This window comes from Streptomyces echinatus, assembly GCF_014203595.1.
In the GTDB taxonomy this organism is placed as follows: domain Bacteria; phylum Actinomycetota; class Actinomycetes; order Streptomycetales; family Streptomycetaceae; genus Streptomyces; species Streptomyces echinatus.
Genome location: NZ_JACHJK010000003.1, coordinates 114,755 through 128,326 on the forward strand (window position 1 = coordinate 114,755; position 13,572 = coordinate 128,326).

A 13,572-nucleotide genomic window follows, 5' to 3' on the forward strand; every position below is an offset into this window, starting at 1 on the left:
TGAGCGTGCCGGTTCCTGCGGGAGGGGTCAGTCAGTGCCGATGGCGAAGGTTTGCTTGCTGCCGTAGTTGTAGGTGTTGAACACGCCGCTGGTAGCACCGACGATCAGGTCGACACTGTCACCGGCGGAGCGGCTACCCTCAATGTTGATCTTCACGGGCGCGTCGGTGCACCAGTAGCTCTTGTACTGCCGGCCGTTCTTCGAAGGCCCATAGCCGAACGTGAGGGACTGACCGGTGATCGTGCTGTCGTGGCAGTAGGCGTCCAGCACCCCCTGAATCACATACCGGGTCGGACCGTCGGACCGGACCGTGCCGTTGAAGCGCACGTCGTACTTAATATTCCCCCAGCCATCCCGCTCGATGTACGAGACGTGCGCCTCCTGAGTCGTGGCGCCGGCGGGAGCAGCCGACACCACGGGCAGGACAGCAGCCGCGACGGCGACCCCGACACAAGCCACAGGCCGTACACCACGAACCGAAGGAACAGCCATCGAGCGTTTCCCTTAGAAGAGGCAGCACTTGCTTCGTCCAGACGGAGTGCTACCAGCCCACGGCCTCCCACCAGCCGGTTCGGCCTCCCGGAACACCACTTCGAGTGACTACGGCATATGCCGATTGCATCTACTAGCCGGACAGCATCCAGCCGACCACCGATGTAGCCCGATCCGCGGCGACCTGAGGAAGCGACACCAGCGCCACAGACAGCCAGACAGACGAAGGCGTCACCGCAGTCGCGGGCGCGACAGCCGGGCACGCGATGACCACCGACCGGGCCGCACGGGCACGTCGCCCCGGGTCACTGGTCCTTGAGCAGAAAGCTCGCCACGCAACCCCAGCCGGGCGAGCACCAGCGCGCCGGAGCATTGCGTACCGACGAGCTGTCGCGAAGGCTCAAGCGACAGCCGGGAAATCAACTGGTCGTCGGCGACCACGTCTCGCGTCTTGACGCCACTGCCGATCAGCACCGCCTCGGCCTCGGTGACATATTCCATCGGGCGCTGTCCGGTCACCTCGACGCCGTTCATCGACCTGACCACTGGTGTCGGAGTGGTGATGAAGGCTTCCAAGCCGTCCCTACGGCATCGGCTGATCAGCTTCATAGCGCTCTCGGGCTGTCCGCTCCGTCAGGTCTTCCACGGCGAGCCACACCCTTCACAGCGGCCCGGCAGCGTCCCGACCGTGTCGACATCACTGCGCAGCGGACGTTACGCCTCAGTTCGTCGTGGCGGTGGTGTGGTGCGGTCGGTTGTGTACCAGCAGGGCCGAGGTGAGGGCCGCGCACAGGAACACGGCGGCGATGACGGTCATGCCGGAATGGACGCCTGAGGTGAAGGCGTCGCCGATCGCGGCGCTCACGTTCGGCGGGGCCGCTCGATGGGCGCCGCTGCCGGTGGAGACGGCGTGTTCGATGGCGGGCCAGGCTGCGCGTGGGACGTGGTGGGCGCCGAGCTGGGTCGGCAGTTGGGACTGAAGCCGGCTGGCGAGGAGTGCGCCGAGCAGTGAGGATCCCGTGACGGATCCGATCTGGCGGAAGGTGTTGACGGCTCCGGAGGCCATGCCGGCGCGTTCGTGGGAGACGCTGACCAGGGCGGCGGCGGTGCTCGGCGCGGCCACCATCCCGCTTGCGGCGCCGAAGAGCGCGTACAGCCACCACACCCGGGCATAGGGGGTGGTCGGATCCAGCGTGGTGAGTCCGGCTGCGGCGCCGGCGCCGAGAAGGAAACCGAGGGTCAGCGGGAGCTTGAAGCCGGTACGGCGGATCACGCGTCCGGCCGCGTAGGCGACGACGACGTAGACGCCGAAGAAGGCAAGCAGCCGCCATCCCACGTCCAGGGCGGACAGTTGCTGGACGCGTTCGTAGAAAAGCACCGACAGGATGGCCATGCCGGTGAAGCCGAACAGGGAGACGGCGCCCACGAACATGACGGCGCTGAACGACGCCGACCGGAACAGGGTCATGTCCAGCATGGGGGTGCGGCCGGCGCGCTCGACGAGGACGAAGCCGCACAGCGCCGCGACCGCGATGATCCAGGCGGTGAGGATGCTGGGGCTGGTGTAGCCGTCGTGTCCGCCTTCGATGAGGGCGTAGACGAGAGCGGCGATGCCCACGACGGCCAGGATCTGGCCGGGGATGTCGAGCCTGCCGTCGGGGCCGCGCGATTCGGTGACGAAGGCGGCGACGGCCATGGTGACCAGGGCGAGGACAGCGGTCGACAGGAAGACCGTGTTCCAGTGGAAGTGGTCCAGCAGGGTGCCCGCGATCAGCGGGCCGGCGGCCAGCCCGATGCCCGAGGAGGCCGCCCAGGCGGTGACGACTTCGGTGCGCCGGTGGGGGTCGGGGAATGCCGCTCCCAGGATGGCCAGGCTGTTGGGCAGGATGAGAGCGCCGCCGAGGCCGGAGACGAGCTGGCCGGCGATGACGCCTCCCACTGAATGTGCGGCGTAGACGGTGAGCGACCCGACGATCATGATCGCGGCGCCGGTGAGGAAGGTGCGCTTGCGGCCGTAGAGGTTGCCGACGGTGCCCGCGGACATCACCAGGCAGGCCACGAGCAGGGCGTACGCGGAGGGGATCCAGACCAGGCCGGTGGGAGAGACGTGCAGATCATCCTGGATGGCCGACATCGCTGACACCGATGCGGTGATCAGCAGAAAGGTCGTCATGGCTCCCAGACACATCGCGATGAGCGTGATGGCGGCGGCGAGCCGGGAGGACTGGTCCGAGGACCGGCGGACATCGGTATGCCGGTCGGTCGGCCTGAGCCGGCCCGGGGCGGGGGACGGAGTGGTGGTCACGGTGTCCTCGTCTCAGCCGAGCTGCGGGTACAGGGCGGCGACGCCACCGGAGAGGTTGGCCTGTACCTGGTGGCTGCGGTCGTCGACGACGATCTCGGCAGCCCCGGAGGCGATGCCGTCGACGGCCGCGCGGGCGACGTCCGCCGGGGCGGTCTTGGGCTCGGTGACGTGGCGGGCCATGTCGGTGTCCATGTAGCCGACGTGGAGTCCGGACACATTGATGCCCCGGGGGGCGAGCTGCTGTCGCAGCGCGTTGGTCAGGCTCCACTCCGCGGACTTGGCTGCGGCGTAGGCGCCGACGGCGGGGAAGCTGATCCACGACAGCGCGGAAAGGACATTGAGGACGGCGCCCCCGCCCTGGGCCTCGATCAGCGGGGCGAAGGCCCGGATCATGCCGAGGGTGCCCAGGTAGTGGGTCTCCATCTCCAGACGGATGGCGTCCCAGCTGCCGGTCAGTAGATCGGCGCCTGTGGAACTGCCCGCGTTGTTGATCAGCACTGTGATGTCACGGGCCTCCTTCGCAGCCGCGGCGACGGAGGCGGGGTCGGTGACGTCGAGCTGTATCGCTTTCACGCCGGGCAGATCGATCTTGTCCGGTCGGCGGGACGCCCCGTACACCGTGGCACCGCGCGCGGCCAGTTCCTGAGTCAGTGCCCTGCCGAGCCCGCGGTTGGCCCCTGTGACCAGGACCCTTGCTGTGCTGATGTCCATGATTCCTCCCTCGGGATACCCATCCCCAGCTGACTTACGATTCCATAAGTCAGCAGCGACGGTATAGGCTGACTTTGCATGACGCAAGCCAGGTGGAAGGTGGGGAGATGAAGGATCTGCGGGAGGACCGGGACGCCTGGTCCATGGCCAATTGCTCCATCGCCAAGGCTCTGGAGATCGTCGGCAACAGGACAGCGATGCTGATCATGCGCGAGGCGCTCTTCGGCACACGCCGGTTCGACGACTTCGCCAGGCGTGTGGGCATCGGAGAACCCGCCGCAGCGGCGCGCCTGAAAGAACTGACCGCCGCCGGTCTCCTGGAGCGCGTCCCTTACCAGGAGCCCGGCCAGCGGACCCGGTACGCCTATCAACTGACCCAGAAGGGGCGGGACTTCCGGGCCGTCATCGTGGCGCTGCGGCAGTGGGGCGACACCTGGGCCGCCGACGAAGCCGGACCCCCGGTGGTCGTACGCCACGAAAACTGCGGTGCGCCGGTGCATGCGGTGCTCCGCTGCGACAACGGCCACGACGTTCAGCCTGGCGAATCGTTCATCGACGCCGGCCCGGGTCTCATTCGCGTCGCCGCGGACAGCCCTGACTCCAGCGGCGGCTGAAACACCGGGGAGGAACAACTCCACCGCACAACGGGCGCGGCCGCCCCTCGCGGACCGGCACGCCGACACTGACAACACATGCCTCGAGGAGCGACCGCGTGACCGAAACATCGAACAAGTCCCTGACCGCCGGCGAGACACCAGCGGCGACACACAGATCCCGTGTGTTCGGCTGGGACGACCCCGCCATTTCCGCCGGCGCCGTCCCGCATCACAGCGGCCTCGACTTCCTCCGCGAGATCCTGGCCGGACGTCTGCCCGCCCCGCCGATCGCCGCCACCCTGGGCTTCACCCTGGAGGAGGCCGAGTACGGCCGAGCGGTCTTCGTCCTGGTACCGGGCGAGGAGCACTACAACCCGATCGGCAGCGTCCACGGCGGCGTCTACGCCACGCTCCTGGACTCGGCGGCCGGCTGCGCGGTGCAGTCCGTGCTGCCTCAGGGCATGGGATACACCTCGATCGACCTGACCTTGAAGTTCCTGCGCCCGATCACCGTTGGCACCGGCAAGGTCCGCGCCATAGGCACCGTCCTCAACAGCGGCCGCCGCACCGCCCTCGCCCAGGCAGAGCTCCGCGACTCCGACGACCGGCTGCTGGCCCACGCCACCAGCAGCTGCATGCTCTTCCCGGTCCCGACCCGGTGACCAGCATGTACGGCGCGAGACAGGGGACCCACGGCACTGGCTGATCCGTCCGGGCTGCATCGGTCAGGTGTTCTCAGTCCCTACGCTCGCGGATTCGTTGTCCTGGGGGACGCCGCTATATCCGCGGTTGGGAACCGGGCGAGGTTGAAGGTGGGAGAGCCTGCTCGGCCCAGACGGTCTTGCCGTCGAGGGAGTAACGGACACCCCAGTTCTGTGCGAGTTGGGCGATGAATGTCGGTGGTGTAGGCGGTTTCCTCATCCACTGCCCAGTGGGTGAGCTGATGCCGGGTGTGGGTGCGCGCCGCGGCGACGGCTTTGGGGTGGTGGTCGAGAGGTCACGCGGCGACCTGGTCCGCGGGGAATGGGTGGGTGCGCGCAAGGAGGAGGATCACGTCGCTGTGGCGGGTGTCGTTCCCCAGCCGGTAGAGCACGTCGTCGCACAGATCCCGCAGTGGCCGGTCAGTGTGGGCCAGCACCCGTTGGAGGGTCTGCGGGGACTGGGAGGTGGTCAGGAGGGATGAGGTGTGGAAGGCGAGGATGCTGCCGTCGGTGACACGGACCGTGCCGGCAGCGAAGGGTGGCCCTTCGTCGCTGCCCAGGGGAGGCCCGCTCGGCAGGTGAGGGATCTCGGTGCTTCCATCGGGATGGGCGATCACGGGTGGGGGGTGGCCGGCCAGGGCGATGGTGCAGGTCTGGGCGAGCGGGTCGTAGACCGCGTACGCGCAGCTCCCCGTAAGCGGCATGGGATCGCCGGCTGGCAGCACTGCGCGTTCCTGGGCCAGGCTGATGGCGGTGTCGTTGAGGCGGGCGAGTAGTTCGTCGGGTTCCAGGTCGAGCGCAGCCAGCGAGTGCACGGCGGTCTGTATCTGTCCCAGGGTGGTGGCCGCGTAGATGCCTTGGCCGGCTACGTCGCCGACTACCAGTGCAGTGCGGGCGCCGGAAAGGGCGAATGTGCCGAACCCGCCGCCTCCGCCCCTGGAGGCGGCGCTGAAGCCGGCGTACGACATCAAGGAGGCCGCCCCCGACCAGGAGGTCATCCTCACCGTCCACGAGCTCAAGCGCCTCGCCCGCAACGCCGCCGAACTGATGACGCTGTCCGGCCGGCTCCAGGCCGCCGGTGTCCAGCTCGAACTCCTCACCGGCCCGCTCAGCGGCATCTACGACGCCAACGGCATGGGCGCGATGTTCTTCGCCGTCCTGGCCGCCGCCGCACAGATCGAGCGCAACTACATCCGGGAGAAGACCCTGGAGGGCCAGGTGACCGCCGCGGCGAAGGGCAACCACGGCGGACGGCCGAAGGTCATCGACGACGACATGCTCACCTTCGCCCGCGCGCTCAAGGGCAAGGGCGTCCCCGTCCAGGAGATCGCGAAGAAGCTGACCATCAAGACCGGCAAGAACACCGGACAGCACCCCTCGGTCGCCTCCGCCTACCGCGCGCTCGCCGAAGCCGAGGAGAGCCAGGCCCCGGCCGGGCCAGAGATCATCGCCCCGCGCGGGCCACCCCGGGTGCACCTCACCGGGCCCTCCAGCGGCACCGACTCCGAGCTGATGGAACGGCTCACCCGCCAGGTCCTCGGCCCCCCCCCACCGACGAAGTGATGGACACGTTCGTTGAACAGACCGAGCACCAGGCGAACGACGTTGTGGCGGCGCTGCCGGCACAGGCCCGACACGAAGGGGAAGACGCGTGATCCCGCTGCCGCCGCGCACCCTCAGCTGACCATGATCAAGCTCAGCGCCAACGGCTGTACCGCTGTTCCCCAAGGCCGGGGACCCCCGCGAGTTCGCGAAAACTGAAGGCACTTCGACGGGAACCCGCGGGTCGGATGCTCTGATGTCAGGGGTGGACCCGTGGGTTTGCCATGAAGTCGCGGGGCGGTCTGCGGAAGTCACGTGCGGCCGCGGCAGCACATTGCTGACTGCCCGTCTCCGTCCACGTGACTACTTGAGGTCGGAGAGAAGTGCGTCGAGTGCCTTCCCCAGCGCGTCGGAGTTGGCCGCGTCGAACCACGTGGTGCGGATACGTTCGTTGATTCCGTTCGGTGTCTCGTGGTCGGCCGCGAGCTGGTGCAGGGAGCGGGTCTCGTCGCCCAGGGTGCGTCCGACGCCCTGGAAGAGGCTGCGGATGTAGCGGTCCGCGTCCTCGGACGGGATGCCCTGCCGGCTGGCCCAGGCGGTGAGCGTGGCCAGGTACCAGTAGTGGGTGGTCAGCGTGGCCGTCAGCGCGGAGAAGACGTTGAAGGCCGCTTCGTCCGCGACGGGCAGCGCTCCGCCGAGGTGGTCGAAGAGGGCGTCCACGACCGGGTGGGAGGGGTATGTGACGGTGACGGACCGGCGCTTGCGCACGGCGGGCAGGGGGATGGCGCGTACCAGCGGGGCGTCGGTGCCGAGTGTCTGGCGCAGCTCGCCGGTACCGACGCCGGCCATGACGTTGACCACGACGTGGGCGCTGTCGACCTGCAGACCGGCCAGGGCCTCGGAGCGGTGCTGCGGGCGGACGGCGATTATCACCACCTCGGAGCGGTCTACCACGTCCTGGTTGTCGGCGCACACCCGCACGTTCGGATAGCGCTGCGACAGCTCGGCGGTGGTGCGGGCCCCGCGGGGAGACAGGAAGATCTCCGGTAGTTCCTCGACGCCGTCGCACAGGCCGTCCACGATAGCGCGGCCGATCTCGCCCACGCCGATGATCCCGATGCGCTTCACCATGTCTCCCTGATCGACTTGCCAGCGGTGGCCCCAGACTCCCATCCGTGACACCGCTACCTTGCACCTGGGGTCAGAAAGAAGTCCGAGGCCGCCTCCGGGGGCCGTTCCAGGAGAGCGGTTCGCGGTCAACTCGCTGGGCCGGCCTCGGCTGCCTGCTCCAGCAGGGCTCGTGCGGAGTCCGCGTAGCGCATCGCGGTCTTCTCGTCGAGCCCAAGACTTCCGCAAGGTGGAGTGGGTCAGGCCCCTTGACCATGGCCTCTTCGAGCTGGCGGTCGGCCCGGAGTCGTTCCAGGGTCGCGTCCTGGCCACGCATCGCAGCGCTGATCCAGTGGCTGCTGGCCCGGCCGGTCGTGTTGGCGGTCTGGTTTTTGATCAGACCCGGCGCGAGGAACCGTCGGCGTTCTTCCGCTCGGAGGGAAACAGCGGGGCGCCCGGGCGAGTGTGGTCATCGTCGAACTGGCCCCAGACGTCCTCGATGAACCACCGCAGCGTCCGGTCGGCGCCGTTGATCAGCGGGACCGTCCGCTCGCGCGGGCCCGAGTCGCGGGCGCCCTTGCCATGGCGGACGTGGAGCTTGCCGAAGCGTCCCAGGTCCCACTTGATGTCCGTCAGGTCGAGCTTGCACGCCTCGCTGACCCGCAGACCGACCTGGGACATCAGCTTGGAGGCGGTGTAGTTCCTGGCGGTAGGGGCGAACTTGCGGCAGGTGGCCGGCTCGCCGCCCCAGCCGGTGAACAGCGTCCCGACCTCCGGCCCGGTCGGCGGGATCCGCAGCTGGGCGTCCTTGGCGCCACGCGGCCGGTTCATCGCGTCGATCGGGCACTCGACCACCCGGCCGGTCATCCCGTGGACTTCGACCTTGTGCCGCAGCTCCAGGAACAGGAAGTACGTCGTCAGCGCCTGCGACCGGGCCAGCCGGGTGCCGCTGGGTGAGTTCCGCAGCACCTCCCCGAAGTACGCGTCGGCATCGGCCGGCTCCATGTCCCACAGCGGTCGGCCGAACCAGGTTCTGATCTGCTCCAGGTGCCCGACATCCCCGCGGATCGTGCCTCCGCCAGGCCCGCCGAGGCCCGCGCGAGAACGAACCCGGACAGCACGTCGATCTCGAACCGCTCCAGTTCCTCCGCCGACGCGGGCGCCCAGTGCTCACGCAGGTCCCGCACGACCGCCAACGCTGCCAACCCGAGCCTCCTCGCCTTCGTTCCGACTGCGGATCGGTCGGACGAAGGGAGAACGCCTCAAAAGTCCCGAAGTCACGTCAGACAGCAGCAGAGCACCCGACGGAGAAAGAACCCCCTGGCCGCGGGGTCGGGGAATCAGTCGTGCGCAGCGGAACTCACGGGATGTCGCACAGTACAGGAGTCTGGGCCTGGATCCGGCGACGATCCAGCCCCGGTCAGTCCGGATACTCCGGTCCGACCGCAGTGCGGGCGCCGAGCGTCCTTCCCCTGCCCCAGCCGAGCTCGCGCCGGTATCCGCCGAGCAGACCGGAGCTCGAGCTCTGTCACATCACGGAAGCGCGAGCCGGGAGCGACCGCGGTCACCAGGGGGCGCCGAACAGCGCGTCGGTCGGGCAGTACGCCTCGCACTGGAAGCAGGCCTGGCAGCTGTCCTGGCGCGCGATTAGACGTGCGTCGGGCACACCTCGATGCACCGGTCGCAGACGATGCAGCGATCCGGGTCGAGGATCTCGATCATGCGGCTCGGCCTCCGCTCGCGACCAGTTGCCGTTGCACCGCCTCCGGGCGGCTCCAGACCTCGTCCAGCCCACCGGTGAGACGCCGTCGGCGTCGGTCAAGAGTTCCAGCGCCGGGGTGTGGGCGCCGAGCCGCCGCACCGGGGGTGCGCTGGCGCCACATGTATTCCGGCCCTTGGAGGTCGCCGCGCAGTTGACGGCCGTCGGCGGGGAAGGGGTCGCTGGATGCGTGCCAGTTCGTCCATGCGCGCGTGCGTCTCGTCGAGGAAGCGCGTCATCCAGTCCTGGTCGGCGAGGGATCCGCCGAGTGCCTCCCGGCTCGCCATGGCGGCCTCGCGCAGTTCGGGGACGTCGTCCACGTACCAGATGCCGGTGCCGACGGATGCGGTCGCTCCGCTAGCTCCGTGTATCCCTTGTCGGCCAGGATGACGTCGGCGCCCGCCTGAGCGGCCTTGATCGCGGCCCAGGTGCCCGCGGGGCGCCGCCGATCACCAGCACGTCGGTGGACAGAGCCTGTTCGAGTTCTGAGCTCGTCATGGCTCTGCGTTCGTTCCCGTACGGGGTTCAGGGTTTGAGGCGGCCGGTGGCGAACATCGCGGCCGACCAGGCCGTCAGCGCCGCTGCCAGACCCCAGACCACGGCAAGGGCCCAGCCGGCGCTGACGTCGCCCTGGCCGAGGAACCCGATCCGCTCGACCTGGGCCAGCCAGAAGACGGGGTCGAGGTGGCTTACGTAGTTCCAGAGGGGCGGCAGTTGATGGACCGAGTAAAAGACGCCGCCGAGGAAGCCCAGCGGCAGCAGGATGATCGACTCCATGGCGTAGACATGGTCGAGGGACCTGGCGTGACCGCCCGCGATCACGCCGATCTGCGCGGCGACCAGGAGCACTCCGAGCGTGCCGAACAGCGGGACGACGGGGCGGGCCGGGGCGCCGCCGTGGGTGAGCGGCAGGGCCACCGCCAGGACGCCCGCGCCCACGACGACGCCTCGGGCAACGCCGGCGCCCACCAGTGCCGCGTTGATCTCCCACCACCTGAGCGGGCTCGCGAACACGTCGTTGATGTACTGGTCCCGACGGGCCTCGAACAGGCTGGTCGTCCCGTTGAAGAAGCCGACGTTGACGATCGCCTGGGCGAAGAGGCCGGGCACGATGAAGCCGCCGTAGCCGACGCCGTCGATCGTGTCGACGTGCGAGCCGAGAGCCGATCCGAAGACCACGACGAACAGCACCGTCGACAGCACCGGACCGACGACGCTGTAGCGCCAGATCCTGAGGAAACGCAGGACCTCGCGCTCCAGGAACCCCAGAAACGGTGAGCGCTCCGCCCGGAAGGACTCGTCATACGCCGAGAGGGCCGGCGTCCCGGTGCTGCTCACGAGGCCATCTCCTCTGCCGTGATCACCCGTTCGAAGACCTCCGAGGCGAGGACGGTGCATGAGGGCCCGCGCAAGGACGAGGCGCCGTTGCATACCGCCGGAGAGTTCGTAGGCGCGTACGTCGGCCTTGTCGTCGAGACGGAACAGGGCGAGGAGTTCGTCCGCGCGCCGGGCGGCCGCCTTCCGACCTGTGCCGTGATATCCCGCGTGGTAGACCAGGATCTGCCGGATGGACAGGAACCGGTCGACGTTGATCTCCTGCGCGGCCGGACCCAGCAGTCAGCGGGCCTGACGGCTGCGGTAATCGTGCCCGAAGACGGAGAGGCTGCCGGCGCTGGGGCGCACGATGTTGCTCACCGAACCGATGAGCGTGGTCTTCCCCGCGCCGTTCGGGCCGAGCAGCCCGAAGCACGCACCATCCGGTATCTCCAGGTCGAGCCCGGCCACCGCGGTGAAGCCGTCCTCGTACGTCTTGCGCAGGCCCTCGACCCGCAGCGCGGGCGGACTCCCGCCGCTCCGGAAAGTGGAAGCGGCGGGAGTCGCGAGCGGGTCACCCAGGGGAAGCGGGCCGGCCGTGGGAAGCGGATCAGGCCCGGAAAGCGTGTCAGCCATGGAACTGGTTCGCGGGCACCGGGAGCCCGTAGTGCTCACGCAGGGTGGTGCCTTCGTACTCCTCGCGGAACAACCCCTTGCCGCGCAGGATCGGCAGCACGTGCTCGACGAAGACCGCCAGGCCCGACGGCAGCGCGGGGGCCATGATGTTGAACCCGTCCGCGGCACCGCCCTCGAACCAGGCGATGATCGTGTCCGCCACCTGCTCGGGCGTGCCGACGAACTCGAAGTGGCCGCGGCCGCCCCCGAGCCGGGAGATGATCTGCCGGACCGTCAACTGCTCGCGCACCGCGAGATCGATGATCAAGTCGGAACGGCTCTGCGAACCCTCCAGTTTCGGCCTCGCCAGGATGAACTCCGGCAAAGGCTGGTCGAGTTCGAAGACCGACGGCTCGGTCTCGAACACAGCGGCCAGCTGACGCAGCCCGTACTCCGGGACGCGCAGCTCGTCGAACTGCCGCGCAAGCGCCCGGGCCTCCTCCTCGGTCGAGCCGATGTACGGGACGATGCCCGGCAGGACGATGACACCGTCCGGGTCGCGCCCCGCGGACCTGGTCCGTGCCTTGATGTCGGCGTAGAAGCCGGCCGCACGCTCGTACGTCGTGTGCGCGGTGAAGATCGCCTCGGCGTGCCGTGCCGCGAAGTCCTTGCCGTCCTCCGAGGAGCCGGCCTGGACCAGCAGCGGGTAACCCTGCGGCGGACGCTCGACGTTGAGCGGGCCGGCCACCTTGAAGTACCTGCCCTGGTGGCCGAGCCGGTGCAGCCGCTCGGGGTCGGCGTAGCGTCCGGTGGTCCTGTCCGCGACGACGGCCTCGGACTCCCAGCTGTCCCACAGCGCCTTGGCGACCTTCAGGAACTCGTCGGCGCGGGCGTAGCGTTGGGCGTGGCCGGGGCGGTCGTCGAGGCCGAAGTTGGCGGCCTCGTCGGCCCCGGCCGAGGTGACGATGTTCCAGCCGGCCCGGCCGCCGCTGACGTGGTCGACGGACGCGAGCCGGCGGGCGAGGTTGTACGGCTCGTTGTACGTCGACGACACGGTCGCGATGAGGCCGATCCTGCTGGTCGCCTGGGACAGCGCGGTCAGCAGGGTCAGCGGTTCGAGCTGGCCCGGTGGGCGGAACTCGCCGGTGCCGATGAGGGCGGGGCCGTCCGCGAGGAACAGCGAGTCGAACTTGGCGCTCTCGGCGAGCTGTGCCAGTTCGATCCAGTGCCGTAGGTCGAAGTCGGCGCGGGGATTGCTGTGCGGCAGCCGCCACGCCGCCTCGTGGTGGCCCGCTTCCATGAGGAAGGCGTTGAGGTGGAGCCTCCTCCGTCCCGCGCTCATGAGGTGACCTTGAGCTTGGAGCTGTCGTAGCCGGCCGGGAGGAGGTTGTCGACGATCGACGGGACGTCGACCTTCTTGGAGATCTGACCGGCCTCCAGGAAGGCGTCGGCGAGCTTCTGCTCCAGTTCGATGTCCGACTGCCCCACCGGAGTCACCCTGTTCGAGTAGGCGGCCAGGGACGCCTTGGCGTCATCCAGCGGGATGCCCTGCTCCTTCGACAGCGCCTGCGCGTATTTGTCGGGGTTCTTGACCGCCCAGGCGAACTCTCGCGACAGCCTCTTCAGGACGTCCGTCAGAGCCGCACGCTTGGTCTTGTCCTTCAGCGACGTGTCGCTCGCGACGTAGTAACTGCTCGTCTGGTCGATCGGCGGGAGGCCCTTCACCAGGATCCGCGCGCCGTTCTTGACCGCGATCGCCGACTGCGGGTTCCAGATCGACCAGGCGTCCACCTTCCCGGTGTTGAACGCCGTGGCGCCGGCCGCCGGATCGAGGAAGACCAGCTTCACGTCCTTCGGGGTCAGACCGACGCTCTTCAGCGCGTTCAGGGCCAGACCGTGGGCCGAACTGCCCTGCGGGACAGCGATCCTCTTGCCCTTGAGGTCGGCTGCCGTCTTCAGCTGCGAGCCCTTCGGCACGATGATGTTCTCGTTCGACTGGGTGGGTGCGAGGGAGCGGTTGACGGCCACGACCTTGAAGCCGTACTCCTTCGCGGCGCCGGTGATCGGCGGGACGTCGCCGACGCTGCCCAGGTCGATGTCGCCCGAGGCGGCGGCCTGCACGAGCGGCGGCCCGTACGTGAAGCGGGCGAACTTCACCTTGTAGGGCGCGTTGTCGAACACGCCGGTGACCTTCGCCAGTTCCTGGCTGCCGTCACCGCCGTTGTCGCCGATCGTGAAGGTGTACTTGCTCCACTCGGGGTGCTTGGCGTCACTCGCGTCGACGGCGTTGCTCAGCGGCGCGGCGGTGTCCGACGACGATCCTCCGCAGGCGACGAGGGTACTCGCCAGAGCGAGCGAGCCGACTGCGCCGATGAGTCTCGTGGTTCTCTTTCGCATGGGGTTGTCGTGCTTTCTGTGCTGGGTGAGGGT

General features: G+C 68.8%; 13 protein-coding genes and 2 pseudogenes. 3 read left to right on the top strand and 12 right to left on the bottom strand.

Translation table 11 applies throughout. The annotated features are described in order from the left end of the window. Positions 1 to 27: 27 nt before the first annotated feature. From FHS34_RS09070 to FHS34_RS09085, 4 genes and pseudogenes are all read right to left on the bottom strand, one after another. Entirely contained in the window at positions 28 to 492 is a 465-nt protein-coding gene (locus FHS34_RS09070) for a hypothetical protein (protein ID WP_184963096.1), read from the bottom strand. A 318-nt stretch (positions 493 to 810) separates the two neighbouring features. After that, a pseudogene (locus tag FHS34_RS09075) lies at positions 811 to 1,101 on the bottom strand (type 1 glutamine amidotransferase family protein); the annotation flags it as partial. A gap of 112 nt (positions 1,102 to 1,213) precedes the next feature. Continuing rightward, positions 1,214 to 2,797: an MFS transporter gene (locus FHS34_RS09080; protein ID WP_225817303.1), complete on the bottom strand. Its 1,584-nt coding sequence runs from the start codon at positions 2,795 to 2,797 to the stop codon at positions 1,214 to 1,216. 12 nt (positions 2,798 to 2,809) lie between these two features. Further along, positions 2,810 to 3,508, bottom strand: coding sequence for an SDR family oxidoreductase (locus tag FHS34_RS09085; RefSeq protein ID WP_184963098.1), 699 nt, complete (start codon positions 3,506 to 3,508; stop codon positions 2,810 to 2,812). A 107-nt stretch (positions 3,509 to 3,615) separates the two neighbouring features. Here FHS34_RS09085 and FHS34_RS09090 point away from each other — a divergent pair, with 107 nt between their 5' ends. Further along, positions 3,616 to 4,122 (top strand): winged helix-turn-helix transcriptional regulator, encoded by a 507-nt coding sequence (locus tag FHS34_RS09090; protein ID WP_184963100.1) that lies wholly within the window; start codon positions 3,616 to 3,618, stop codon positions 4,120 to 4,122. 98 nt (positions 4,123 to 4,220) lie between these two features. Next, complete coding sequence (locus tag FHS34_RS09095) at positions 4,221 to 4,766, top strand: PaaI family thioesterase (RefSeq protein WP_225817304.1); 546 nt, start codon at positions 4,221 to 4,223, stop codon at positions 4,764 to 4,766. Positions 4,767 to 5,101: 335 nt separating this feature from the next. Here FHS34_RS09095 and FHS34_RS09100 read toward each other — a convergent pair whose 3' ends face one another. Beyond that, positions 5,102 to 5,803 (bottom strand): PP2C family protein-serine/threonine phosphatase, encoded by a 702-nt coding sequence (locus FHS34_RS09100; RefSeq protein WP_308288270.1) that lies wholly within the window; start codon positions 5,801 to 5,803, stop codon positions 5,102 to 5,104. Here FHS34_RS09100 and FHS34_RS09105 point away from each other — a divergent pair. Then, positions 5,718 to 6,368, top strand: a complete 651-nt coding sequence (locus FHS34_RS09105; RefSeq protein WP_221508754.1) for a recombinase family protein — start codon at positions 5,718 to 5,720, stop codon at positions 6,366 to 6,368. The two genes, FHS34_RS09100 and FHS34_RS09105, sit on opposite strands and share 86 nt — an antisense overlap. A 342-nt stretch (positions 6,369 to 6,710) precedes the next feature. On the opposite strand, the gene FHS34_RS09110 is transcribed toward FHS34_RS09105, so the two are convergent. The 7 genes and pseudogenes from FHS34_RS09110 to FHS34_RS09140 all read right to left on the bottom strand — a co-directional run bounded on the left by FHS34_RS09110 (position 6,711) and on the right by FHS34_RS09140 (position 13,539). Then, positions 6,711 to 7,478, bottom strand: coding sequence for an NAD(P)-binding domain-containing protein (locus FHS34_RS09110; RefSeq protein WP_184963104.1), 768 nt, complete (start codon positions 7,476 to 7,478; stop codon positions 6,711 to 6,713). A 372-nt stretch (positions 7,479 to 7,850) separates the two neighbouring features. Then, entirely contained in the window at positions 7,851 to 8,459 is a 609-nt protein-coding gene (locus FHS34_RS09115) for a tyrosine-type recombinase/integrase (RefSeq protein WP_225817305.1), read from the bottom strand. 642 nt (positions 8,460 to 9,101) lie between these two features. Further along, entirely contained in the window at positions 9,102 to 9,176 is a 75-nt protein-coding gene (locus FHS34_RS44125; RefSeq protein ID WP_221508796.1) for a 4Fe-4S binding protein, read from the bottom strand. Positions 9,177 to 9,738: 562 nt separating this feature from the next. Further along, on the bottom strand, positions 9,739 to 10,551 hold the full coding sequence (locus FHS34_RS09125; RefSeq protein WP_184964356.1) for an ABC transporter permease: 813 nt from the start codon (positions 10,549 to 10,551) through the stop codon (positions 9,739 to 9,741). 54 nt (positions 10,552 to 10,605) lie between these two features. Further along, a pseudogene (locus FHS34_RS41940) lies at positions 10,606 to 11,163 on the bottom strand (ABC transporter ATP-binding protein); the annotation flags it as partial. Next, positions 11,156 to 12,484, bottom strand: coding sequence for an LLM class flavin-dependent oxidoreductase (locus FHS34_RS09135; protein ID WP_184963106.1), 1,329 nt, complete (start codon positions 12,482 to 12,484; stop codon positions 11,156 to 11,158). The gene FHS34_RS09135 and the pseudogene FHS34_RS41940, both read right to left, overlap by 8 nt. Beyond that, the gene (locus tag FHS34_RS09140; protein WP_184963108.1) at positions 12,481 to 13,539 is read right to left on the bottom strand and encodes an aliphatic sulfonate ABC transporter substrate-binding protein; all 1,059 of its coding nucleotides are present in this window, start codon (positions 13,537 to 13,539) and stop codon (positions 12,481 to 12,483) included. Before FHS34_RS09140 ends, FHS34_RS09135 begins: the two co-directional genes overlap by 4 nt. Positions 13,540 to 13,572: the final 33 nt, after the last annotated feature.

What these genes read in the sequence shown, in the direction of transcription:
- FHS34_RS09070 (WP_184963096.1), bottom strand. Translation starts at nt 492, where the DNA reads ATGGCTGTTCCTTCGGTTCGTGGTGTACGGCCTGTGGCTTGTGTCGGG.
- FHS34_RS09085 (WP_184963098.1), bottom strand. Translation starts at nt 3,508, where the DNA reads ATGGACATCAGCACAGCAAGGGTCCTGGTCACAGGGGCCAACCGCGGG.
- FHS34_RS09090 (WP_184963100.1), top strand. Translation starts at nt 3,616, where the DNA reads ATGAAGGATCTGCGGGAGGACCGGGACGCCTGGTCCATGGCCAATTGC.
- FHS34_RS09100 (WP_308288270.1), bottom strand. Translation starts at nt 5,803, where the DNA reads ATGACCTCCTGGTCGGGGGCGGCCTCCTTGATGTCGTACGCCGGCTTC.
- FHS34_RS09110 (WP_184963104.1), bottom strand. Translation starts at nt 7,478, where the DNA reads ATGGTGAAGCGCATCGGGATCATCGGCGTGGGCGAGATCGGCCGCGCT.
- FHS34_RS09115 (WP_225817305.1), bottom strand. Translation starts at nt 8,459, where the DNA reads ATGGAGCCGGCCGATGCCGACGCGTACTTCGGGGAGGTGCTGCGGAAC.
- FHS34_RS09135 (WP_184963106.1), bottom strand. Translation starts at nt 12,484, where the DNA reads ATGAGCGCGGGACGGAGGAGGCTCCACCTCAACGCCTTCCTCATGGAA.
- FHS34_RS09140 (WP_184963108.1), bottom strand. Translation starts at nt 13,539, where the DNA reads ATGCGAAAGAGAACCACGAGACTCATCGGCGCAGTCGGCTCGCTCGCT.